Origin of the sequence: Streptomyces sp. NPDC014870 (genome assembly GCF_043081505.1) — a bacterium.
Taxonomy (GTDB): Bacteria; Actinomycetota; Actinomycetes; order Streptomycetales; family Streptomycetaceae; genus Streptomyces.
The window spans coordinates 185,023-208,527 of record NZ_JBIBWQ010000008.1 but is presented as its reverse complement, the minus strand read 5'-3'; the positions used below and the strand labels follow the sequence as shown (position 1 = coordinate 208,527).

The window sequence follows — 23,505 nt, the reverse complement described above, 5'->3', positions numbered from 1 at the left end:
CCGACGATCACCGCCTGGACTTGAGGGTCGCCGGCCGGACCTTGTGACCGCCGGCCAGGCCTGACGACCGCCTGCCGGACGGGGGCGTCCGAGGGGTGGTAACTGTCCCTCAAATGAGTGTCTATGAGTGTTTTTAGGTGTCATGAGTGTCGTGTGATCTTCCGTGTGAATCTGACGGAATGGGCACGCGCGCAGGGCATTGCGCCCCGCACGGCGTACCGCTGGTTCCGTGAGGGCACGTTGCCGGTCCCTGCGGAACGAGTGGGACCGCGCACGATCCTGGTGAACATCGACGCGAACACCTCACCGACGGTGACCGGCGGTGTGGGCTTGTACGCCCGTGTCTCCTCGCACGATCAGAAGACTGATCTGGAGCGGCAGACCGCCCGCTTGTCGGCGTGGGCCGCGAAGGCCGGGCACGAGGTCGTCCGGGTGGAGTCCGAGATCGCATCAGGGAAGCGGCGGCTGCCGGTGAGTGAGCCGAAGAAGAGGCTCCGCACTGTCGAGGACCCGTTCGTTGCTCTCGGGCCGTCCGGGGTGGCGGTGCGCGACCGGCTCAAGCACCTCAATGCCGAGGACGAGAAGGTGTTGCGCCTGGTCGGCGAACACCTGGGACGCCTGGCGTCGCTCGATCTCAAGCAGCGGTGTGCGGACGGCCATGACCACAACAGCGATACGTGGGCGGCCCGGAAGCAGGGCCTGACAGCCGCCTCGTCGTCCCGCTGGGCCGGGTCGATCACGAAGTCCACGCACGATCAGTGGGCGCTGTCCAGGCGTTGCCAGCTCGCGCACATCCAAGGCCTTGAGGCCGGTGTCCGCACGCTGATGCACCGCCTGTCGCAGCCGATCGGCGAGAAGGGCACCAAGCGGGCACCGGGCGGCTACCGCTCGAAGGGCGAGTGGTTCCAGAAGAGTCGCCGCCTGGCGATCCTGGAGCATCGTCTCGACGTGGCCCGCGCCGACCGTGAGGCCGGTGTCGTTCATGTGGTGCGCGGCGGCCGGAAGCTGCTGGGCAACCGGAACAGCCTCGAAGCCACCCAGCTCACCGAGGCACAGTGGCGGGAGCGTTGGGAGGCAGAGCGATGGTTCCTCGCCGCTGACGGCGAGTCCGGGAAGCGCTTCGGCAACGAGACGATCCGCGTCACCCCGGACGGCGAGGTGAGCATCAAGCTACCCGCGCCGCTGGCGGAGCTGGCGAATGCCAAGCACGGCAGGTACGTCCTCGCCTCGAAGGTCGCGTTCGCGCACCGGGGCCAGGAGTGGGCCGACCGCATCAGCGAGAACAAGGCGGTCGCCTACCGCATCCACCTCGACGTGACCCGTGACCGCTGGTACCTGACCGCCTCGTGGACCAAACCGATCGTCAAGACGATCCCGCTCGCTGCCGCACGCGCTGAGGGCATGGTCGGTGTCGACACGAACGCCGACCACTTCGCCGCCTACCGCCTCGACCAGCACGGCAACCCGGTCGGTGAGCCGCGCCGCTTCTACTACGACCTCACCGGGTCGGCGGATCATCGCGACGCCCAGATCCGGCACGCCATCAGCCGACTGCTGCACTGGGCCAAACGCTGCGGCGTCAAGGCAATCGGCATCGAGAACCTTGACTTCACCGCCGAGAAGACACGGGAGAAGCACGGCCGCAAGAAGCGTTTCCGGCAGCTCATCTCCGGCATCCCCACCGGCAAGCTCACAGCCCGGCTCGTTTCCATGGCGGCCGAGACCGAACTGTCGATCGTTGCTGTCGATCCGGCCTACACCTCCCAGTGGGGAGGCCAGCACTGGCAAAAGCCGCTGGTCACCCCGCGACGCAAGATGACCCGTCACGATGCCGCCGGCATCGCGATCGGGAGACGCGCCCTCGGGCACCCGATCCGGCGACGGACGGCACCGCCCCCACACCACCAGAGTGATGGTGTGGGGCATCGGACCGTCCAGGCCGGACCAGGTGGCCGAGGGCGTGAGGAAACCCGCCCACCCGTCACGGAACGTGCACGCAATGCACGCCGCCGAACGGGGACACAGAGAACGCGGAAGACCAGCGCATCCAAAACCGTTCGGAATGCGCGCAGTTCCGGGAGCTGTCATCAGATGTCACTCCTGGACACTGTTTAGGAACGGTGTCTCCGGGAGTTTACGAACCGTCAACTCCCGTAACCCCGTGGCAACCGCGTACGGACGCGTGCCGACACGCCCCGCTCCTACCTTCCTGGTCCGTACCCGCACACCGGTCGGACGACAGGAACCCTCATGACGGATACGGTCACCCCGGCGGAGTCCTCAGCCGAACCCCCAGTCGTGTCCGCGGCAGAGCCCCCGGCCGGGTCCCCGGCCATCGCGCCGCCGCCCCGCCGCAGTTACGCCAAGCTGGCCGCCGACGAGAGCCGCGAGGACTACTCGCTGCGCTACGCGCCGCACTCCTTCCGCCGCTGGTCCCCCTCGATGGTGGCCGGCACGGCGCTCGGCGGCATCGCCTATCTCGCCGACTTCGCCATCGGCGCCTCGATCGTCTTCACCTACGGCTTCACGAGTGGCCTCGCCTCGATCCTCACCGCCGCGGCGATCATCTTCCTCACCGGCATCCCCATCGCCAGGGCCTGCGCGACCTACGGCCTGGACATGGACCTGGTGACCCGGGGCGCGGGCTTCGGCTACTTCGGCTCCACCCTCACCTCCCTCATCTACGCCTCCTTCACCTTCATCTTCTTCGCGCTCGAAGGCTCGATCATGGCCCAGGCCATGCACCAGGCCGTCGGGCTGCCGGTCGAGATCGGCTATCTGGTCACGACCCTCATCGTGATCCCGATCGTCTTCCGCGGCATGGGCGCCCTCGCCAAGGTGCAGGCCTGGACGCAGCCGATCTGGATCGTCGGCATGGTGCTGCCCTTCGTCGTGCTCGCCTTCGAGGCCCCGGACGCCTTCGGCGCCTTCGGCTCCTTCGGCGGTACGGAAGGCGCCGGCTCGGGCTTCTCCTGGATCGGCTTCGGCCTCGGCACGGGCGTCGCGCTCTCGCTCATCGCCCAGATCGGCGAGCAGGCCGACTATCTGCGCTTCATGCCCGCGAAGACCGAGGCCAACAAGCGGCGCTGGAACCTCGCCGTGCTCGCCGCCGGACCCGGCTGGGTGATCATCGGCGCGGCCAAGCAGCTCGGCGGCGCGTTCCTCGCCTTCGTCGCCCTGGAGGCCGTCGGCAAGACGCACGCCCTGGAGCCGATCGCCCCGCAGATCGAGGCGCTCAAGCCCTGGCTCGGCACCTTCGCGCTGCCCGCCGCCGCGGTGTTCGTGATCGTCTCCCAGATCAAGATCAATGTGACCAACGCGTACAGCGGCTCGCTGTCCTGGTCGAACTTCTTCTCCCGTGTCACCCATCGGCACCCCGGCCGCGTCTGGTACATCTTCCTCAACCTCGCCATCGCGCTGACGCTGATGGAGATGAACATGTTCGCGGCCCTGGGCAAGCTGCTCGGTTTCTACTCCAACGTCGGCATCGCCTGGATCGCCGCCGTCGCCGCCGACCTCGTCATCAACAAGCGGGCCGGCTGGAGTCCGCCGTACATCGAGTTCAAGCGGGCCTACCTCTACTCCGTGAACCCGGCCGGCTTCGGCGCCATGGTGATCGCCTCGACCGTGTCGATCCTCGCCTTCTTCGGTCTCTTCGGGACGTACGCGCAGGCCTTCTCCACCTTCATCGCCGCCGGTCTCGCGCTGGTCCTCTGCCCGCTGATCGCCTGGGCCACCAAGGGCCGCTACTACCTGGCCCGCCCGAACCCGGTGAACAGCCCTGGTGTCGAGGTGGCGGACGTGACGGCGACCCACGACTGCGCGGTCTGCGAGACGGCGTACGAGCTGCCCGACATCGCCGACTGCCCCGTGCAGTCCGGGCCGATCTGCTCCCTGTGCTGCTCGCTGGACGCGGAGTGCGGCGACGTCTGCCGCAAGGACCCCGCGGCCGCCGGTCCGGTCCTGATGCCGGTGCCGACCGTGCCGCAGGCCGCCAAGGCCGCCACCAAGCTCTGATCTTCGGCCTCCCTCCGTCGGTTCCCGGCCGGATCCGTACCTCTTTGTGAAAACCCGTATCCGCTGTGTAAAGGTCAGGCGTAAGGTCGGGCATATGCGGATTGCCATTTCAGGGAGATCCAAAGAGACGACCGGACCGGCGGAGGGAGAAGTCCGATGACCGACAGCGGCCCTGTTCTGCCCTGGCTGGTCATACGGCAGGACGACAACGGCAACCGCTATCGGGTCGGGCGGTACGCGACGAGGGACGAGGCGCAGCAAGTCGCCGACAGCCTCGACGATCGGGGGCACAAGCAGCTCTACTGGGTGGAACGCATCGGTCAGCCCGCGGTCTGACCCGTACCGCTCGGGACTGACCAGGACCGACCCGCACCGCCCCGCGACCTGACCCGCGCGGGTTACGCTCCGGCCCATGACAGAGAGCACGTCCGACCACGTGGCCGACCACGTGGTCGTGGTCGCCGGAGCCCTGTACGACCGGGGGCGCCTGCTGGCCGCGCGCCGCAGCGCCCCCGCCGAGCTCGCCGGCCGTTGGGAGCTGCCGGGCGGCAAGCTGGAGCCGGGGGAGAGCCCCGAAGAAGCCCTGGTCCGCGAGTTGCGCGAGGAACTCGGCGTGGAGACCGAGCCGGGTGAGCGCATCCCCGGCGAGTGGCCGCTGAAGCCCGGATACGTCCTCCAGGTGTGGACGGCCCGGCTGCTCGCCGGCGAACCCCGCCCGCTGGAGGACCACGACGAACTGCGCTGGCTGGCCCGCCACGAGCTGGACTCCGTCGACTGGCTCGACCAGGACCGCCCCGCCGTCGCCGAGGCCCGACTGCGCTGGCCGTCCGGCGCCGCCGACGGAGCGCGCGGCTGAGGCTCTACGCCGTTCGTGCCACCGTGCGCCCACTGGGCGGAGCGCCGCGATATCCCGCCCCGAATATCGGGTATGTGCTGATTAACCCCCCGAAAAAGGACGTGGGCCTCCCTTCTGGTGATGGGCTGGGGAAGTGATCGGGCGTGATCGACACCGAAGGCGACTGCGTCGAGTGGCATTTCCCGGCGGAGGCCAATGCCGTGCGCACGGCCAGGCACGCGGTGCGCGACACGCTCCGGAGCTGGCGCATCGACGCGGCCGTCGGTGATGTCACGGTCCTGCTGGTCAGCGAGCTGGTGACCAACTCCCTGCGGTACGCCTCCGGCCCGATCGGCGTCCGGCTCGTCCACCTCCAGCCCGACCCGGACGGCCCGGCCCACGACACCGCCCGCGACACCCCCCACCGCCCCGCGCTGCTCGTGGAGGTCTCCGATCCGCTTCCGGATCCGCCCACCGAACGGCCCGCGGGACCCGACGACGAGGGCGGCCGCGGACTCCAGCTGGTGGCCTGTTCCGCACAGCGCTGGGGCACGCGCAAGGGCAGATCGGGCAAGACAGTGTGGTTCGAGCTGGCCCTGCCGGGTTAAGAGAGGGGAGGGACAACGATCACCATGGTCTCGGCCGGAAATGAACGAGACCACCCTGTGATCGTGAACGTCGTGCCGTCGGGGGCCGTAGTGCTGAATACTGCGGGCATGGCCGGTCCGGTGCGGTGAGCTGGAGGGGACGGTCGCGTGAGCGAGATACCTGAGACGGCGAGCGGCGTCGTGTGGCAGAGCAGCCCGCCCGGCTCGATCTATGACTACATACGGGTCGCCTCCTTCTCGATAGGGCCCGACGGGCTCGTCGACCAGTGGAGCAGGCGGGCGGTGGACCTCTTCGGCGTGCCCGCCGACGAGGCCGTCGGCAAGGATCCGGTCGAGGCGTTCATGCCCGCCGACCTGCGGGATCGCGGTCGCCGCCGGGTCGCGGAGATCCTCGACGGCCGGGAGTGGACGGGCCTCGTCCCGTTCCGGATACCCGGGCAGAACCGGCGCGACGGCGTCGCCGAGATGTACGTCATGCCGAGCCAGACCCCCACCGGCGAACGGGCCGCGCTCTGCATCGTCGTGGACGTGCGGGCGCTGCGGCACATCGAGACCGACCTCGCCGCGTCGCAGGCGATTTTCGGCCAATCCCCCTTCGGCTTTCTCCTCTTCGGTACGGACCTCACCGTGCAGCGGGCCAATCAGCGCTTCGCCACGGTCTTCGGCGGCGCGGCCGACGACCATCGGGGCCGTACCGTCCACGACTACCTCTCGCGGCCCGAGGCCGAGCGGATGACCGCCGCGCTCGAGCGGGTCCTGGAGACCGGTGAGTCCGTCACCGAACTCCAGATCGTCGGCGCCCCGCCCGGCTCCACCGAACGGCGCCACTGGTCGATCAACCTCTACCGCGTGCACAGCGGCTCGGGCCGGGCCGTCGGTGTCGCCGGTCTCGGCATCGACGTGACCCGCCGCCACAACGCGGCCCGCGAGGCGGCCAGCGCCCGCCGAAACCTCGCCCTGCTCAACGAGGCAGGTGCCCGCATCGGCACCTCCCTCGACCTGGAGGCCACCGCCCGCGAACTGCTCGACGTGGCCGTCCCCGGCTTCTGCGACCTCGCCTCCGTCGACCTCTACCAGGGCCTGCTCACCGGCGACGAGGCCCCGCCCGGGCGGTGGGGGAGCTCCCACGACGTCGGCTACGGAGCGGGCAGCGCCGAACTGCGCCGGGTGGCCTTCGCCAGCGCCGTCTCCGACACCCCGCTGCGGAGCCCCGAGGCCGCCGCCGGCTCCGACGCGAGCGGCGGCTGTTGCGGCCCGGGGCCCGTCGAGGTCGGCTCCGTGCACCGCTACCCGTTCAACTCGCCCTGCGCCGGGGCCCTCCGCACCGGCCGCGTCAAGGCCGTACCCGGCCGCGAAGGCGGACTCGTCCAGTCCACCCTCGTCGTGCCGATGGTCGCCCACGACACCGTCGTCGGCCTCGTGCAGTTCTCCCGGACCAAGGGCAGCGAGCCCTTCGGGGAGCGGGACCGGGCACTCGCCGTCGAACTGGCCGCCCGCGCGGCCGTCTGCATCGACAACGCCCGGCTCTACCGCCGCGAACACGAGCGGGCCCTGATCCTGCAGCGCAGCCTGCTCCCGCCCGGAGACCCCGAGGCCGCCGGGCTCGACATCGCCTGCCGGTACCTGCCCGGCACCGCCGCCACCGAGGTCGGCGGCGACTGGTTCGACGTCATCGAACTCCCCGGCCACCGCACCGCCCTGGTCATCGGTGACGTCATGGGCCGGGGGCTGCGCGCCGCCGTCGCCATGGGCGAACTGCGCACCGCCGTCCGTACGCTGGCCCAGCTCGACCTCGAACCCGCCGAGGTCCTCTCCCACCTCGACGAGATCGCGCGCGGCCTCGGCGCCCCGGCCGGCGCCCAGCAGAGCGCCCGCGCCCACAAGACCCGAGGACCGGAACTCTCCGAGGTCTACCTCGCGACCTGCGTCTACGCCGTCTACGACCCGGTCACCCGGCGCTGCACCTTCGCCAACGCCGGCCACCTTCCGCCGGTCCTCGTCGAGCCCGGCGAGAAGGCCCTGCTGCTCGACGTGCCCCCGGGGATGCCGCTCGGCGTCGGTGGCGAGCCTTTCGAGGAGGTCGAGGTCGAACTGCCCGAGGGCTCCCTGCTCGCGCTCTACACCGACGGACTCGTCGAGTCCCGCGACCATCCCCTCGACGAGGGGCTGACCGCCTTCCGCAGCGCGTTCACGGACACGGCCCTGCCCCTCGAAGACGTCTGCGACCGGGTCCTGACCACCTTGCACACCGGGCACGGCGAGGACGACATCGCCCTCCTGATGGCCCGTATCCAAGGACTCCCGTCCGAGGCGGTCGGGGACTGGCGGCTGCCGAGGGAACCCCGCTCGGTCGGCCGGGCCCGCGAACTGGCCCGCGCCCAGCTCGCCGCCTGGGACCTCGAAGCCCTCGTGGACACCGTCGAACTGCTCGTCAGCGAACTGGTCACCAACGCCCTGCGCTACGGCGAGGGCGAGATCAGGCTCCGGCTGCTGCGCGACCGGACCCTGGTGTGCGAGGTCTGGGACGCCGGGCTCGTCCAGCCCAGACGCCGCCGCGCCCGGGACACCGACGAGGGCGGGCGCGGACTGCAGCTGGTCGGACTGCTCAGCGCCGCCTGGGGCTCGCGCCGCACCCCCCGGGGCAAGACCGTCTGGTTCGAACTGCCCCTGCCGGACGGCGAGGGAACCGCGGAGCCCACGGTGGAGCAGCTCCTGAGCATGTTCTGACCGGCGCCGGAACGAGGGCCGGAACCAGGGCCGGAACGAGGGCCGGCACCGGTGCCGCGGCCACCCGCGGGCGCGGTTCCACAGGCTCCGTGCCCCCGGGATCCGCTCGGGCCTCGGCGCCCGAGCGCCGGCTACTTCTTCAGCGCGGCGAGCCTCGCGTCGATCTCCGCGCTGTCGCCGAGCGCGTCCAGCTGCTCGAACTGGGCGTCCAGGGAGGAGGCGGCCAGCTCCTGCTTGCCCATCGCCTTCGCCTCCTCGCGCCGGACCTTGTCCTCGAAGCGGTTCAGCTCGCTCGTCGGGTCCAGCACGTCGATGTTCTTCACGGCGTCCATCATCGTGTTCTGCGCCTGCGCGGACTTGGCGCGGGCCACCAACTCGTCGCGCTTGGACTGCAGCTCGCCCAGCTTGGCCTTCATCTGGTCGAGCCCGCCCTTGAGCTTCTCCACCACCTCGGTCTGCGCCGCGATCACCGGCTCGGCCGTGGTGGCCTCCTTCTCGGACTGCAGCTGGCGCCCCAGGGCGACCTTCGCCAGCTGATCGAAACGGTCCGCCTCGGCCGTCTGCCCGGCGGCCCGCAGCTCGTCCCCCTTGCGGCTCGCCGCCAGCGCCTTCTCGCCCCACCCCTGCGCCGCCTGCACATCCTCCTGGTGGTCCTGCTCCAGCATCCGCAGATTGCCGATCGTCGTCGCGACGGCCTGCTCGGCCTCCGAGATGTTGTTGCTGTAGTCGCGGATCAGCTGGTCCAGCATCTTCTGCGGGTCCTCGGCCTGGTCCAGCAGGGCGTTGATGTTGGCCTTCGCCAGCTGGGTGACACGGCCCAGGATGGTCTGCTTGCTCATGGTCCTTCTCCTTGAACACCAGGGGACTGAACAGGGGATCGAACAGGGGGCTGAAAGGGTCAGAAACGGCCGCCGCCGCCCAGTCGGCCGCGGGTTCCCCCGCCACCGAAACTGCCGGGTCCACCACCGAACCCGCCCCCGCCGAAACCTCCACCGACCCCCCCGCCATGACCCCCGCCTCCCCTTCCTCCGCCGAACAGTCCGCCGAGGATGATGCCGCCGAGCACCGCTCCGCCGAGCCCGCCGCCGCCACCTCCCACTCCTGTTACACCGCCCAGGCCGTTCGGGTTCCCATACGTACGGACGTCCTGCTCGGCGAGCTCCTGCGCGCGCCGGGCCAACGCGTCGGCCTGCTGGGCCTCGGCGAGCGCGGACTGCGGGTCCTCGGCGGCTTCGAGGGCCTTGGCCTTCTCCAGCCGCCGCTGCGCCTCGGCCAGTCGGGTCCTGGCCTCGCTGCCCACGGCGCCGCGGTGGGTCGTGACGTAGTCGGCGGCCGCTCCGATCGCGGACCGGGCGGTCAGCATCGCCTGGTCGAGGAGCGCGCGGGCGCGCCGCGTGCCCGACTCGCGCTCCCGTGCGCCGGCCAGCGCCTCGTCGAGCACGGCGTCCGCCTCCTCGACCCGGCGCAGCGCGTCGAGCGGGTCGTAACGGCCGGCGTCGACCGCCCGCCGTACGTCGGCGACGACCGACTCCGCCCGGGCGATGCGGCCCTGGAGGTCGGCGGTGGAGACGCCCTCGGCGGTGCCCTGGAGCAGGCCGCGGGCGTCGGCGAGGTCCGCCTCCGTCTCGGAGAGCGCGGTCGGCAGCTTGCCCACGGCCTCGGCCAGCTCCAGCGCCCGCCGGTCCACGGCCTCGCTCAGCAGGGCCGCCTGGTCGACGGCGCCCTCGGCCGCCCGGATGTGGACCGCCGCCGCGCCGTTGTCGCCGGAGTCGACGGCCTGCCGGGCCTGGTTCAAGTGCGTGGTCGCGAACACCAGCCGGCCCTTGGCCTGTTCCACGTCGCCCGCGACGGGCGAGGCGGCCGACTCCGCGTACCGTTCCCGCATCGCGGTGAGCGCCGCCTCCGCCGTGCCGACCCGGCCGGTCTGGTCACGGAAGGCGGCCTCCGCGTGGGCGAGGGCGTCGGGGGCGTTGCGCTCCAGCGCCCGGAGCCGGTCGAAGTCCTCGGACTCGGCGTCGAGCCGGGCGTCGGCCTCGCCGCAGCGCCGCACGATCTCGTCCAGCATCGAGCGGCGGGTCGCGTCGTCCTCGGGGAAGGCGTCGTCGAGCTTCTGCCGCAGCCGGAACGCGGCCGTCAGCTCCTCCTTCGCGAACGCCACCGCGTCGGTGAACGGCCGGGCGGCCTCCTCGCCGAACTGGGCGGTCGCGAATCCGAGTTCCTCCTGGCTCGTGCGGACGGCGTCGTCGGTGTCGACAAGGGTCTGCCGCGCCTGCTTGTCCAGCTCCTCCAGCGTGAGCTGCGCCGGCTCCTTCGGGGCGCCCCAGCCCTGCCCGGCCTGCGGCTTCGCGCCACCACCGCCACCACCGGAGCGGGCCCCGCGCCGCCGTCGGGTCCACGCGTACGCCGCGACGGCGCCCGCGCCGCCGACGAGGACGACGGGAAGGACGAGGTCGGCCCCCGAGGTGCCTTCGTCCGCGGCGCCGCCGGGGTCGGCGGGGCCGGGGGTGATCGTGGGGGTGGGGACGGGCTGTCCGGCGAGCACGGCGTCGTAGCCGTTGGCCGCGCCGATGGCGGCGCCCGCCCAGTCGTTCTGCCGCAGCGCGGGCTCGATCGCGGTCCTGGCGACATTGTCGAGCTGGGCCTGGGTGAACCGGGAGTCGGGGTCGGCGGAGTAGCCGTACCGCCGGTCGTGCGTGGCCACCGCGAGCAGGACGTCGTCGACCCCGAGCCCGTTGCGCTGGGCGGTGGCGTCGGCCCAGCTCTGGCCCGAGCGCCCGGAGAAGTCCCGTACGTACACGACGAAGAGCTGCACCCGGCGGTCGTCGTAGAGCTGGTCGAGGGCCTGGACGACCGCGCCGCGGCGGTCGCCGAGCGCACCCACCGTGTCGGTGATCTGCCCGTCGCGGGAGAGGACGACGGGGTCGTCGGCCCGGGCGCCGTGCACGGCCGGCACGACCAGCCACCACGCCGCCACCAGCATCGCGAGAAGGGCTCGGGTGGCTGTTCGCGTCACAGGGGGAGGTTATGTCCCGATCTATCCGTTCGCGACCGGGCGGACAGGGGGAGACGGGGCCGGCGGAAACCATTCTCCACAGCCTCGCGTCACTGTCGGTAGCCGCCGCTACGGTGGTGCTCACGTAACGAACACGATCTTGGGGGCTCAGGTGGACGGTCGCGTACGACGCTGGTGGCGGCGGGGGCGCTGGGTCGCGCTCGGCCTGGCCCTGCTTCTGCTCCTGCCGACGGCGGGCAGCGCGCTCGCGCTGCGCCTCAATTACACGGGAGACCTCCGCGAGGGGACGAAGACCCGCGGCAAGGACGCGATCTGGCTGGGGCACGCCTGGGTCGACGGCCGGAAGAAGGACGCCGACCTCGCCGCCTTCGCCGCCCGGATCAAGGGGACGGGGATACGGGACCTGTACGTCCACGCGGGCCCGCTGGAGCACGACGGCACCCTGCCCGCCGCGCGCTACCCCCGCGCCGCGTGGCTGATCGACGCCGTCCACCGGACGATGCCCGGCATACGGGTGCACGCCTGGCTCGGCGACATCCTGGCCACCGAGGGCCCCGAGGGGCTGCGCCTGGAGGACGCGGCCTCGCGGGCGGCCGTCGTCGGCTCGGCCCGGCAGATCCTCGACGCCGGCTTCGACGGGGTCCACTTCGACCTGGAGCCGCTGCTCTCGGACGACGCCCACTACCTGTCGCTCCTCGACGACCTCGGCGAGCTGACGAGGGCCCGCAAGGCCCCGCTCTCCGTGGCCGCCCACCAGATCGACCCGCTGCCCGCCCTGCACTCGGTGAACGGCGCGGTCAGCGGCAGCGAGAAGTGGTGGTCGCAGGAGTTCTTCGGCCAGGTCGCCCGCCGGGTCGACCAGATAGCCGTCATGTCCTACGACACCTGGATGCCGCTGGAAGGCATGTACGGCGGGTACGTGGCCCAGCAGACCAGCCTCGCCCTGGAGGTCACCCCCGAGACGACCGACCTGCTGATGGGGCTGCCGTTCTTCCACGAGGACGACCTGGGCCACCACGACTCGGCCGAGACCGTCGCGGCCGCGATCCGCGGCACCAGGCTCGGCCTGGGCCGCGCGGACCACGACCGCGAGCGGTTCGGGGTCGCGCTCTACGTCGACTTCGCCGCGAAGGAGGAGGACTGGGCGTCGTACCGCCGCGACTGGCACTGACCCACCGCCGAGGGTGGGCGGGCCCGGACCACCCGGCCCGGACCACCCGGCCCGGGCCGGACCCGCCCGCGCCGGACCCGCCCGCGCCGGCTACGCCCCGCGCCGGCTACGCCCCGCGCCGCCGGATCTTGTTGCCGAGCCACACCAGCGGGTCGTAGGAGCGGTCCACGACCCGCTCCTTCAGGGGGATCAGCGCGTTGTCGGTGATCTTGATGCCCTCGGGGCACACCTCCGTGCAGCACTTGGTGATGTTGCAGTAGCCGAGCCCGTGCTCCTCCTGCGCCGTCCGCTTCCGGTCGAGCCCGGACTCGGCCGCCGCGTCCAGCGGGTGCATGTCCAGCTCGGCGACCCGCATCAGGAAGCGCGGCCCGGCGAACGCCGGCTTGTTCTCCTCGTGGTCGCGCACCACATGGCAGGTGTCCTGGCACAGGAAGCACTCGATGCACTTGCGGAACTCCTGTGAGCGCTCCACATCCATCTGCCGCATCCGGTACTCGCCCGGAGCCACCCCCTCGGGCGGCACGAAGGCCGGGATCTCCCGCGCCTTCGTGTAGTTGAAGGACACGTCCGTCACCAGGTCCCGCACCACCGGGAAGGCCCGCAGCGGGGTGATCGTCAGCGTCTCGGCCCGGTCGAAGACCGACATCCGGGTCATGCACATCAGCCGGGGCCGTCCGTTGATCTCGGCGGAGCACGAACCGCACTTGCCCGCCTTGCAGTTCCACCGCACGGCGAGATCCGGGGCCTGGGTCGCCTGCAGCCGGTGGACGATGTCGAGGACCACCTCGCCGTCGTGCACCTCGACCGTGAAGTCCGTCAGCTCCCCGCCGTCGGTGTCGCCCCGCCACACCCTGAAGTGCGCGTCATAGGTACTCACTCGTACAGCTCCTCCTCGGCGAGGTACTTGACCAGCTCCTCCTTCTCGAACAGCGCGAGGAGGTCCGGACGGATGGGTTCCGTACGTGTTCGTTCGAGCGCGATGCCGTGCTCGTCGTCGCCCGCGGGAGCCGGGTGGCAGAGCAGGTTCACCGGTCGCCACGCCCGCTCCATCGACGGATGGTCCTCCCGGGTGTGCCCGCCCCTGCTCTCTGTCCGCTCCAGCGCCGCGCGGGCCACGCACTCGCTGACGAGCAGCATGTTCCGCAGGTCGAGCGCCAGGTGCCAGCCCGGGTTGAACTGCCGGTGTCCCTCGACCCCGGCCCGCCGCGCCCGGACGCGCAGCTCGGCGATCCGCTCCAGGGCCTCGGCCATCTCGCCCTCCCGTCGGATGATCCCGACGAGGTCGTTCATCGTCTGCTGGAGCTCCTGGTGGAGCGTGTACGGGTTCTCGGCGGAGGGTTCCTCGGCCGCGCCGAACGGCGCCAGGGCCTCGGCGGCGGCCGCCTCGATCCCCGCCTCCGTGACCGCCGAGTGCGGAGCGGACGTCGCGTACTCCGCCGCGTGCCAGCCCGCCCGCCGTCCGAAGACCAGCAGGTCGGAGAGGGAGTTGCCGCCGAGCCGGTTGGACCCGTGCATCCCGCCCGCGACCTCGCCCGCCGCGAAGAGCCCCGGCACGCCCACGGTCGCCGCCGTGTCCGAGTCGACCGCGACGCCACCCATCACGTAGTGGCAGGTCGGCCCGACCTCCATCGCCTCCGCCGTGATGTCGACGTCCGCCAGCTCCTTGAACTGGTGGTACATCGAGGGCAGCCGCCGTTTGATCACCTCGGCCGGCATCCGGGTCGACACATCGAGGAAGACCCCGCCGTGCGGGGAGCCGCGCCCCGCCTTCACCTCGGCGTTGATGGCCCGCGCCACCTCGTCGCGCGGCAGCAGCTCGGGCGGACGCCGGTTGTTGTCCGGGTCCTCGTACCAGCGGTCGCCCTCCGCCTCCGACTGCGCGTACTTCTCCTTGAAGACGTCCGGGATGTAGTCGAACATGAACCGCTCGCCCTCGGAGTTGCGCAGCACCCCGCCGTCCCCGCGCACCGACTCGGTGACGAGGATCCCCTTCACCGACGGCGGCCAGACCATCCCGGTCGGATGGAACTGCACGAACTCCATGTTCACCAGCGGCGCGCCCGCGAGCAGCGCGAGCGCGTGCCCGTCGCCCGTGTACTCCCAGGAGTTGGACGTCACCTTGAAGGACTTGCCGATCCCGCCGGTGGCGAGCACCACGGCAGGCGCCTCCAGGACGAAGAAGCGGCCCGTCTCCCGCTCGTAGCAGAACACGCCCGCCACCCGCCCGGACTCGTCCCGCAGGACCTCGGTGACCGTGCACTCCTGGAAGACCTTCAGCCGGGACTCGTACTCCCCGGTCTCCCGGAAGTCCTCCTGCTGGAGGGCGACCGTCTTCTGCTGGAGCGTACGGATCAACTCCAGTCCGGTGCGGTCGCCGACGTGCGCGAGGCGCGGGTACTCGTGGCCGCCGAAGTTCCGCTGGGAGATCCGGCCGTCCGGTGTGCGGTCGAAGAGAGCGCCCCAGGTCTCCAGCTCCCAGACCCGGTCGGGCGCCTCGCGCGCGTGCAGCTCCGCCATCCGCCACTGGTTGAGGAACTTCCCGCCCCGCATGGTGTCGCGGAAGTGCACCTGCCAGCTGTCGTGCGGGTTGGCGTTGGCCATGGAGGCGGCGATTCCGCCCTCGGCCATCACCGTGTGGGCCTTGCCGAACAGGGACTTGCAGATGACGGCCGTCCGCGCGCCCCGCTCGCGCGCCTCGATCGCGGCGCGCAGTCCGGCGCCGCCCGCGCCGACCACGACCACGTCCCACTGCTGCCGGTCGACTTGCGTCATGTCAGAAGAACCTCGGGTCGTCGAAGGTGCCGGTGGCGAGCAGGTACACGTACAGGTCGCAGACCGCGACCGAGACCAGGGAGGCCCAGGCGAGCACCATGTGACGGGTGTTGAGCCGCCCGACGAAGCTCCAGGCGCGATAGCGCACCGGGTGCTTCGAGAAGTGCTTGAGCCGCCCGCCGACGATGTGCCGGCAGGAGTGGCAGGAGAGCGTGTACGCCCAGATCAGCACGGTGTTGACCAGGAAGATCACGGTTCCGAGGCCCGCGTGGCCCCACGCGTAGGAGGAGTCCCGGAAGGTCAGCACGGCGTCGTACGTGAGGATCGCGGCGACCGGGAGCGCGGCGTAGAAGAAGTACCGGTGGATGTTCTGCAGGATCAGCGGGAAGCGGGTCTCGCCGGTGTACGTGGCGTGCGGCTCGGCGACCGCGCAGGCCGGGGGAGAGGCCCAGAAGCCCCGGTAGTACGCCTTGCGGTAGTAGTAGCAGGTCAGCCGGAAGCCGAGCGGGAAGACCAGGATCAGCAGGGCGGGGGAGAGGCCCCACCAGCTGCCGACGATCTCCCAGTTGGGGCCGCCCTTCATCGGGACGCAGTTCTCGGCGAGGCAGGGCGAGTAGAACGGCGAGACGTAGGGGGCCGCGTAGTAGTCGCTGTTGGCGAAGGCGCGCCAGGTGGAGTAGGCGACGAAGGCGAGCAGCCCGGCGGCGGTGGCGGCGGGCGCCAGCCACCAGCGGTCGGTCCGGAGGTGGCGCGGCGCGATGGCCGCACGGGAAGGGGAGTGCACGCCGGTGGCGCGCACCCCCCTTCCGGTGGACGGCGGTTCGGTTCCTGTGGCCAAGATGGGTCTCCTGGGTCCGGATCTCCTGGGACGCGTTCCGACGGTCGGTCTCCTAGGGGGCGCCCTGTTCCGGCGGGCGCACGGCTCCTAGGGGGCGTGCCGGTCGCGTGCTCCCAGGCCCTCGTCGTCCGAGTCCGTCCACAGCCCGCTGTCGTAGGGGGTGTCGGGGATCGTCACGAGGTTCTCGGGGCGGCCCGGGGGTGGTCCCGCGGTGACGCCCTTCTCCGCCGCGATGCTGCGTTCCAGTTGTCCGACCGTGCGGACCAGGTCTTCCAGGCAGCTCTTGACGGCCGCCAAATCGTCCTGAAGGGACATGGGTTGCCCTCACTTCCGCGAGTGCGGGTGGCGAACACGCGATGGGGGGAGAGTGTCGCGCGTCACACCCCGCTTGTGAAGCCATGTGTACGGGATTTCACTCGTCCGGAGAGCGGTGCCGCCCGGCGGTTGGGCCGCACGGGTGGGTTTGCCCCGTCCTGCCGCCGTGTCGCCGTGGCCGGATCCGGTCCGTCCTTTTCAGTGTATGAGCAATAGGTGTGATCATCGCCAAATGCCATAAAACTGGACGAAGGGGTACAAGTCATGTCCCAGGTCGGCGCCCCTCGCGGGAGGACATGCTCCAGGAGCCCCCGCTCCCGCACGCTCCGCTCCGTCGCCACGCTCACCAGCGCCGTGCTCGCCATCTCCGTCCTGGCCGGATGCAGCTCCGCCGACGAAGCGGACGAGGCCGCGCCCGCCGTGCCCGACCACGCACCCGCCGCGCGTGACCAGGTGCAGGACGGCGCCACGCTGAACTGGGCCGTGGACGCGATGCCCACCACGCTCAACGCCTTCCAGGCCGACGCCGACGGCGCCACCTCCCGCATCGCCGGAGCGGTCCTGCCCGCGCTCTACACCCTCGACGAGCGCGGCCGGCCGCGGCGCAACCCGGACTACCTGGAGTCCGCGCAGGTCGTCGAGACGGAGCCCAAGCAGGTCGTCCTCTACAAGCTCAACCAGCAGGCGGTGTGGAGCGACGGCCGCGAGATCGGCGCCCCCGACTTCGTCGCCCAGTGGCGGGCCCTGAACGGTCGCGACACCGCGTACTGGACCGCCCGCAACTCCGGCTACGAGCGGATCGAGAAGATCGAGCGCGGCAAGAACGACCTGGAGGTACGGGTCACCTTCGGCAAGCCGTACGCCGACTGGCAGTCCCTCTTCACCCCCCTCTACCCGAAGGAGGTGATGGGCTCCCCGAGCTCCTTCAACGACGGTGCGCGGACCACCCTGAAGGCCACCGCAGGACCGTTTCTTCTCAAGGCCTCGGACGCCAGGGCCGGCACGGTCACCCTCACCCGCAACCCCCGCTGGTGGGGCCAGACCGCCAAGCTCGACCAGCTTGTCCTGAAGGCCGTCGCGCGCCAGGACCGTGTCGCCGCGCTCGCCGCCGGCACCCTCGACCTGGCCGAGATCGACCGGTCGGCCGCCGACCGCATCGCGCTCGCCGTGAAGGACGCCCGCGCCGGCCAGGGCGGCTCGCAGGTCCTCTCGCACGGGCCGAGCGCGGCGATCACCCCGTCGGCGGCCCTGAAGTCCTGGGCGCTGGCCAACGGCTCCGACGAGGCGAAGGCGGAGACCGTCCGGGCCGCGCGCGAGAAGAACCAGAAGGCCGTCGACCAGTACGCGGCGGAGCAGAAGGCGCTCGGCAAGCTGGTGGTCCGCAAGTCGCTGGAGCCCGCGTACACCCAGCTCTCCCTGAACGGCGAGGACGGTCCGCTCGCGGACGAGCGGGTACGGCGGGCGGTGGCCCGCGCGCTCGACCGTCGGGAACTGGCCGAATCCGTACTCAAGCCGCTGGGCCTTCCGGCCGACCCTCCCGGCAGCCACCTCGCCCTGGCGGGGCAGGCCGCGTACGCGGACAGCAGTGACGCGCTCGGCGACCAGGACACCAACGAGGCGCGGGCGCTGCTCGCGGACGCCGGATGGGTGCCGGGCGGCGCCGCGAAGAAGCCCGCCGGGACCAAGGCGGGCAGCGAGGCCGTGGAGAAGGGTGCCGGCGCCGAGAAGAAGCCGGACGCGGAGAAGAAGACGGACGCGGAGGAGCAGAAGAAGGCCGACGCGGACAAGAAGGCCGACGCCGAGAAGAAGACGTCCGACAAGGCCGCGAAGCCCGACGCCGAGAAGAAGACGTCCGACAAGGCCGCGAAGCCCGACGTCGACGCCGCCTCCAACGACGGCCTCTACATCGTCGGCGACGACAAGCCGGGCGGCACCGCCGCCCGCGACGACGGCAAGGCCCCCGAGCCCGTGATCGGCGCCGGAGGCCCCGAGAGCGGCACCCACATCCTCGCCCCCGCCCCGGGCGCGGCCCTGGAGAACATGGCCGTGCTGCGCCAGGCCGCCCTGCTCGAGGCCGGCACGGGCGCCGGGGCCAGGGCCCAGAACCCGGCCGCGGGCCCGGACAAGGGCGTCGCCGGGGCCTACGCCCCGCGCGGCACCGCCGCCCCCGCCGTGCCGGCTGCCGCCACCGGTGCCCTCGGCAAGGACGGCAAGCCGCTCAACCTGCGCTTCGTCCTGCCCTCGGGGCCGGGCTCCGAGTCCCTCCGCGCGGTCGGGGACAAGATCGTCCGGATGCTCGACGCGATCGGCATCCGAACGGAGATCACCAAGGTCGCCGACGAGAGCTTCTTCAAGGACCACATCGCTGCCGGCGACTACGACCTCGCCCTGTACTCCTGGCCCGCTTCCGCCTTTCCGGCGACCGACGCCCGGCCGATCTTCGCCAAGCCCGAGCCGGCCTCGGACGGCTCACTCCTGGTCGAGCAGAACTACGCCCGCGTCGGGACGGATCGTATCGACCAGCTGTTCGACCAGGCGGTGGCCACCCTCGACGAGAAGGAGGCCCGGGAACTGGTCCGCCAGGCCGACGCCCGGATCTGGGCGGCCGCCGGCTCGATCCCCCTCTACCAGCGCCCCCAGCTGGTGGCGGCCAAGCCCGGCCTCGTGAACGCGGGTGCCTGGGGCTTCGCCACCCCCCGCTACCAGGACATCGGCTTCAAGAAGCCGGAGTCCGCGAACGGCGCCGAGCGCAACATCAAGAAGTAGCGACGAAGCAGCGACGCAGCAGCGAAGAAGCGGCGAAGAAGCGGCGAAGAAGTCGCCAAGAACAGGCGAAACCGCAGGTCGCAACCTCAGAAGCCGCTCAAGTTCCTTGCCCGCCGGTCTCCCCGGCGGGCAGGATCGCCTCCGGCCCCTTGACCCGGCCGCCGCCGCACGCGCAGCCCCCACTCCTGATCCGCGCGGCGCTCTCGATCCCCACGCGTCACACCGTTCCACCGAGGCCCCAAACCTCCCAGTAGGCCCTCTCGAATCCGGGCGGGGAAGCCCCTTGCACGGCGGCCCCGTACCATAGGACATAGCCGTGGCGCGTCCGCCCGGCGGGCGTAAGAGGAACAGACGCCGCATCCCACGATCCGAGAGAAGCGCAAGCACCCATGCCCACGCGCCACGACATCCGTAACGTCGCCATCGTCGCCCACGTCGACCACGGCAAGACGACCATCGTCGACGCCATGCTCAAGCAGGCCGGTGCCTTCGCCGCCCACCAGCAGCTCGACGACCGCATGATGGACTCGAACGACCTGGAGCGTGAGAAGGGCATCACGATCCTCGCCAAGAACACGGCGGTGAAGTATCACCCCAAGGACGGCGGGGCCCCGATCACGATCAACATCATCGACACCCCCGGCCACGCCGACTTCGGTGGCGAGGTCGAGCGCGGTCTGTCGATGGTCGACGCGGTCGTCCTTCTCGTCGACGCCTCCGAGGGCCCGCTGCCGCAGACCCGCTTCGTGCTCCGCAAGGCCCTCCAGGCCCGGATGCCCGTCATCCTCTGCATCAACAAGACGGACCGCCCGGACTCCCGGATCGACGAGGTCGTCAACGAGACCTACGACCTCTTCCTCGACCTGGACGCGGACGAGGACCAGATCGAGTTCCCGATCGTCTACGCCTGCGGCCGTGACGGCATCGCTTCGCTGACCAAGCCGGAGGACGGCACCGTCCCGGCCGACAGCGACAGCCTGGAGCCGTTCTTCTCCACCATCCTGGAGCACGTCCCGGCCCCGTCGTACGACGAGGACGCGCCGCTGCAGGCCCACGTCACCAACCTCGACGCCGACAACTTCCTCGGCCGTATCGCGCTGCTCCGCGTCGAGCAGGGCGAGCTGCGCAAGGGCCAGACGGTCGCGTGGATCAAGCGGGACGGCAGCATCTCGAACGTCCGCATCACCGAGCTGATGATGACCGAGGCGCTCACCCGTAAGCCCGCCGAGGTGGCCGGCCCCGGTGACATCTGCGCCGTCGCCGGTATCCCCGACATCATGATCGGCGAGACCCTGGCCGACCCGGAGAACCCGATCGCGCTCCCGCTGATCACGGTCGACCAGCCCGCCATCTCCATGACCATCGGTACGAACACCTCGCCGCTGGTCGGCCGCGGTGGCACCGGCAAGGGCGCGGAGGCGAAGTCCGCGGTCAAGGACCGCAAGGTCACCGCCCGCCAGGTGAAGGACCGCCTGGACCGCGAGCTCGTCGGCAACGTCTCGCTCCGCGTCCTCGACACCGAGCGCCCCGACGCCTGGGAGGTCCAGGGCCGTGGTGAGCTCGCGCTCGCCATCCTGGTCGAGCAGATGCGCCGTGAGGGCTTCGAGCTCACCATCGGCAAGCCGCAGGTCGTCACCAAGGAGGTCGACGGCAAGATCCACGAGCCCGTCGAGCGCCTCACGGTCGACGTGCCCGAGGAGCACATGGGCGCGGTCACGCAGCTCATGGGCGTCCGCAAGGGCCGCATGGACAACATGTCGAACCACGGCTCCGGCTGGGTCCGCATGGAGTTCGTCGTCCCGTCCCGTGGCCTCATCGGGTTCCGTACGGAGTTCCTGACCAACACCCGCGGTACGGGCATCGCGCACTCGATCCACGAGGGCCACGAGCCGTGGTTCGGCGCCCTGCAGACCCGTAACAACGGCTCCCTGGTCGCCGACCGCGCGGGTGCGGTCACCGCCTTCGCGATGACCAACCTCCAGGAGCGCGGCGTCCTGTTCACCGACCCCGGCACCGAGGTGTACGAGGGCATGATCGTCGGCGAGAACTCGCGCTCCGACGACATGGACGTGAACATCACCAAGGAGAAGAAGCTCACCAACATGCGCTCCTCCTCGGCCGACTCCTTCGAGGCGATCGTGCCGCCGCGCAAGCTCTCCCTGGAGCAGTCGCTGGAGTTCTGCCGCGACGACGAGTGCGTCGAGGTGACCCCGGAGGCCGTGCGCATCCGCAAGGTCGTCCTGGACCAGAAGGAGCGCGGCCGCTCCGCGTCGCGCGCCAAGAACGGCTGACGTACGCCGAGAACGGCTGACGTACACCCGGAACCGCTGACGCGATCCGCGCCCGTGTGATCTCGGTCGCCGACGGTGGCTGACAGCGCATCAGACAGAGGCCCGGACCCCCGCAGACACTGTGGGGGTCCGGGCCTTTCGTCAAATCCATTTCATGGGCGGGGTGTCCGGATATCGGCCGTCGCTCTCCGGAACGTGTGTTAACGGTCCGTTTCGCGGGTGTCTGTCTGTGATCGCTTTGTCCGGATTTCGGTCTCATGACCCCTGGCGATGTTGTCAAAACGAGACCACTTAAGTGTGGTTTACGGCCCGGCCGTACTTAATAGTTGGCTGCATTGAGCTCGGGTCAATGGGTCACGCACTGTGGGGAGTGCCGACTCACGAGCACACTCGGGGCACATGGAGTGCAATGCCGTCAGGGGTGTCGGCGCACTCGGAGTGCCCTTCTTGTAGTGACAAGTGGACTCATGAGGAGGAACCCCATGCGCGGTGCCAAGAGCGCCAAGTGGGTAGTGGGCGCGACCATCGTGGCCCTGGCAGCGACCGCCTGTGGTGGCGGCAGTGGCAAGGACGACAGCGCCTCGAAGGAGAAGGGCAAGCCCGCGGGCTATGTCTCGATCGACGTCGGTGAGCCCCAGAAGCCGCTGATCCCGGCCGACACCAATGAGTCGCTCGGTAGCTACGTGATCCAGTCGATCTTCACCCAGCTCCTGGACTTCGACGCCCAGGGCAAGATCGTCTACACGAACGCCGAGTCGATCAAGACCACGGACTCGAAGACCTGGACGGTCAAGCTCAAGCCGGGCTGGAAGTTCCACGACGGCACCCCCGTCACGTCGGCGTCCTACGTCAAGGCGTGGAACTGGTACGCCAACATCGAGAACAAGCAGCAGAACGCCTTCTGGTTCGAGGACATCGCCGGCTACGCCGACGTCCACCCGGAGAAGGGTGCCCCGGCCAAGAAGGAGATGTCGGGCCTGAAGGTCGTCGACGACACGACCTTCACGATCGAGCTGTCGAAGCCGGTCCCGTACTTCGAGTACAAGCTCGGCTACACCACCTGGGCCCCGCTGCCCGAGGTGTTCTACAAGGACACCAAGGCCTTCGGCCAGGCGCCGGTCGGCAACGGTCCCTACGTCTTCGAGAAGTGGGACCACAAGAAGCTCATCCAGGTCAAGGCCAACCCTGACTACCAGGGCCCGAACAAGGCCAAGAACAAGGGTGTCCTCTTCAAGAACTACGCGACCGTCGAGGCCGCGTACCAGGACCTCCTCTCCGGCAACCTGGACATGATCCGCCAGGTCGGCCCGAAGGACCTGCCGAAGTACAAGCAGGACCTCGGTGACCGCGCGGTCGAGCAGCCGTACGCGGCCATCCAGAGCCTCGTGCCGACCTTCTACTCGAAGACCTTCAAGGGCATCAACCCGAAGGTCATCCAGGGTCTGTCGATGGCGATCGACCGGGACACGATCACGAAGACCGTGCTCAACGGCACCCGCCAGCCCGCCACCAGCTTCATCCCGCAGGGTGTCGCCGGTAAGCAGGACCTCGGCAGCGACGTCTTCAAGTTCAACCCGGCCAAGGCCAAGCAGCTCGTCACCGAGGGCGGCGGCGTTCCGGACAACAAGATCTGGATCCAGTACAACGCCGACGGTGGCCACAAGGAGTGGATCACGGCCGTCTGCGAGTCGATCCGCAACTCCACCGGTGTGGACTGCATCCCGGACGCCAAGCCGGACTTCCAGACCGACCTGGAAGCGCGCGACAACAACCAGGTCAAGGCGATGTACCGCGGTGGCTGGGTCGCCGACTACCCGGTGAACGTCAACTTCATGCGTGAGCTGTACGGCTCGACGGCCGAGGCGAACAACGGTCGCTTCTCGGACCCCGAGGTCGACGCCGCGTTCAAGAAGGGCGACAACGCCAAGTCCCTGGAAGAGTCGATCAAGCTCTACCAGGAGGCCGAGAAGCTCGTCCTCACGAAGATGCCGGCCATCCCGCTGTGGGAGTACAAGATCAACGGTGGTTACTCCGAGGCCGTCGAGAACGTGACCGTGGACTTCCACGGTGACTTCAACGTCTACGACGTGACCGTCAAGAAGTAACCAGCCCCAAGGGCCCACCCCACTCGGCCATCACCCGCCACCGCAAC

General features: G+C 70.4%; 16 protein-coding genes. 10 read left to right on the top strand and 6 right to left on the bottom strand.

Going from position 1 to position 23,505, the window contains the following annotated elements; all coding sequences use genetic code 11:
- The first annotated feature begins 153 nt into the window (after positions 1–153).
- The 6 genes from ACF09C_RS23620 (at position 154) to ACF09C_RS23595 (ending at position 8,187) form a co-directional block, all read left to right on the top strand.
- Entirely contained in the window at positions 154–2,115 is a 1,962-nt protein-coding gene (locus ACF09C_RS23620; protein ID WP_392094000.1) for a recombinase family protein, read from the top strand.
- 135 nt (positions 2,116–2,250) lie between these two features.
- On the top strand, positions 2,251–4,017 hold the full coding sequence (locus ACF09C_RS23615; RefSeq protein ID WP_392093998.1) for a purine-cytosine permease family protein: 1,767 nt from the start codon (positions 2,251–2,253) through the stop codon (positions 4,015–4,017).
- Between the two features lie 156 nt (positions 4,018–4,173).
- The gene (locus tag ACF09C_RS23610; protein WP_362418113.1) at positions 4,174–4,353 is read left to right on the top strand and encodes an SPOR domain-containing protein; all 180 of its coding nucleotides are present in this window, start codon (positions 4,174–4,176) and stop codon (positions 4,351–4,353) included.
- A gap of 76 nt (positions 4,354–4,429) precedes the next feature.
- Positions 4,430–4,873, top strand: a complete 444-nt coding sequence (locus ACF09C_RS23605) for a (deoxy)nucleoside triphosphate pyrophosphohydrolase (protein ID WP_392093996.1) — start codon at positions 4,430–4,432, stop codon at positions 4,871–4,873.
- A gap of 143 nt (positions 4,874–5,016) precedes the next feature.
- Entirely contained in the window at positions 5,017–5,460 is a 444-nt protein-coding gene (locus ACF09C_RS23600) for an ATP-binding protein (RefSeq protein WP_392093994.1), read from the top strand.
- Positions 5,461–5,607: 147 nt separating this feature from the next.
- Positions 5,608–8,187 (top strand): SpoIIE family protein phosphatase, encoded by a 2,580-nt coding sequence (locus tag ACF09C_RS23595; RefSeq protein WP_392093992.1) that lies wholly within the window; start codon positions 5,608–5,610, stop codon positions 8,185–8,187.
- A 131-nt stretch (positions 8,188–8,318) separates the two neighbouring features.
- Here ACF09C_RS23595 and ACF09C_RS23590 read toward each other — a convergent pair whose 3' ends face one another.
- Both ACF09C_RS23590 and ACF09C_RS23585 read right to left on the bottom strand, forming a co-directional pair.
- Positions 8,319–9,026, bottom strand: a complete 708-nt coding sequence (locus ACF09C_RS23590; protein WP_392093990.1) for a PspA/IM30 family protein — start codon at positions 9,024–9,026, stop codon at positions 8,319–8,321.
- A 59-nt stretch (positions 9,027–9,085) separates the two neighbouring features.
- A complete protein-coding gene (locus ACF09C_RS23585; RefSeq protein WP_392094355.1) occupies positions 9,086–11,167 on the bottom strand; it encodes a TPM domain-containing protein in 2,082 nt (693 codons plus the stop codon).
- A 172-nt stretch (positions 11,168–11,339) separates the two neighbouring features.
- Here ACF09C_RS23585 and ACF09C_RS23580 point away from each other — a divergent pair, with 172 nt between their 5' ends.
- Positions 11,340–12,371, top strand: a complete 1,032-nt coding sequence (locus ACF09C_RS23580) for a hypothetical protein (protein ID WP_392093988.1) — start codon at positions 11,340–11,342, stop codon at positions 12,369–12,371.
- 106 nt (positions 12,372–12,477) lie between these two features.
- Here ACF09C_RS23580 and ACF09C_RS23575 read toward each other — a convergent pair whose 3' ends face one another.
- The 4 genes from ACF09C_RS23575 to ACF09C_RS23560 all read right to left on the bottom strand — a co-directional run bounded on the left by ACF09C_RS23575 (position 12,478) and on the right by ACF09C_RS23560 (position 16,296).
- Positions 12,478–13,248, bottom strand: coding sequence for a succinate dehydrogenase/fumarate reductase iron-sulfur subunit (locus ACF09C_RS23575; RefSeq protein ID WP_392093986.1), 771 nt, complete (start codon positions 13,246–13,248; stop codon positions 12,478–12,480).
- A complete protein-coding gene (locus ACF09C_RS23570) occupies positions 13,245–15,143 on the bottom strand; it encodes a fumarate reductase/succinate dehydrogenase flavoprotein subunit (protein WP_392093984.1) in 1,899 nt (632 codons plus the stop codon). Before ACF09C_RS23570 ends, ACF09C_RS23575 begins: the two co-directional genes overlap by 4 nt.
- A 1-nt stretch (position 15,144) precedes the next feature.
- Positions 15,145–15,981 carry a hypothetical protein gene (locus ACF09C_RS23565; protein ID WP_392093982.1) on the bottom strand — a complete coding sequence of 279 codons (837 nt, stop codon included), beginning with the start codon at positions 15,979–15,981 and terminating at the stop codon, positions 15,145–15,147.
- An 87-nt stretch (positions 15,982–16,068) separates the two neighbouring features.
- Positions 16,069–16,296: a hypothetical protein gene (locus tag ACF09C_RS23560; RefSeq protein ID WP_392093980.1), complete on the bottom strand. Its 228-nt coding sequence runs from the start codon at positions 16,294–16,296 to the stop codon at positions 16,069–16,071.
- A 264-nt stretch (positions 16,297–16,560) separates the two neighbouring features.
- Here ACF09C_RS23560 and ACF09C_RS23555 point away from each other — a divergent pair, with 264 nt between their 5' ends.
- The 3 genes from ACF09C_RS23555 (at position 16,561) to ACF09C_RS23545 (ending at position 23,458) form a co-directional block, all read left to right on the top strand.
- Positions 16,561–19,062 (top strand): ABC transporter substrate-binding protein, encoded by a 2,502-nt coding sequence (locus tag ACF09C_RS23555; protein WP_392093978.1) that lies wholly within the window; start codon positions 16,561–16,563, stop codon positions 19,060–19,062.
- A 389-nt stretch (positions 19,063–19,451) separates the two neighbouring features.
- Positions 19,452–21,353 (top strand): translational GTPase TypA, encoded by a 1,902-nt coding sequence (typA, locus tag ACF09C_RS23550; protein ID WP_392093976.1) that lies wholly within the window; start codon positions 19,452–19,454, stop codon positions 21,351–21,353.
- Between the two features lie 482 nt (positions 21,354–21,835).
- Positions 21,836–23,458, top strand: a complete 1,623-nt coding sequence (locus ACF09C_RS23545; RefSeq protein ID WP_392093974.1) for an ABC transporter substrate-binding protein — start codon at positions 21,836–21,838, stop codon at positions 23,456–23,458.
- The last annotated feature ends 47 nt before the right edge of the window (positions 23,459–23,505 follow it).

Excerpts from the sequence above, each read along its gene's own strand:
- ACF09C_RS23615 (WP_392093998.1), top strand. The coding sequence starts at position 2,251 with ATGACGGATACGGTCACCCCGGCGGAGTCCTCAGCCGAACCCCCAGTC.
- ACF09C_RS23610 (WP_362418113.1), top strand. The coding sequence starts at position 4,174 with ATGACCGACAGCGGCCCTGTTCTGCCCTGGCTGGTCATACGGCAGGAC.
- ACF09C_RS23605 (WP_392093996.1), top strand. The coding sequence starts at position 4,430 with ATGACAGAGAGCACGTCCGACCACGTGGCCGACCACGTGGTCGTGGTC.
- ACF09C_RS23590 (WP_392093990.1), bottom strand. The coding sequence starts at position 9,026 with ATGAGCAAGCAGACCATCCTGGGCCGTGTCACCCAGCTGGCGAAGGCC.
- ACF09C_RS23585 (WP_392094355.1), bottom strand. The coding sequence starts at position 11,167 with ATGCTGGTGGCGGCGTGGTGGCTGGTCGTGCCGGCCGTGCACGGCGCC.
- ACF09C_RS23570 (WP_392093984.1), bottom strand. The coding sequence starts at position 15,143 with ATGACGCAAGTCGACCGGCAGCAGTGGGACGTGGTCGTGGTCGGCGCG.
- ACF09C_RS23560 (WP_392093980.1), bottom strand. The coding sequence starts at position 16,296 with ATGTCCCTTCAGGACGATTTGGCGGCCGTCAAGAGCTGCCTGGAAGAC.
- ACF09C_RS23555 (WP_392093978.1), top strand. The coding sequence starts at position 16,561 with ATGTCCCAGGTCGGCGCCCCTCGCGGGAGGACATGCTCCAGGAGCCCC.
- typA (WP_392093976.1), top strand. The coding sequence starts at position 19,452 with ATGCCCACGCGCCACGACATCCGTAACGTCGCCATCGTCGCCCACGTC.
- ACF09C_RS23545 (WP_392093974.1), top strand. The coding sequence starts at position 21,836 with ATGCGCGGTGCCAAGAGCGCCAAGTGGGTAGTGGGCGCGACCATCGTG.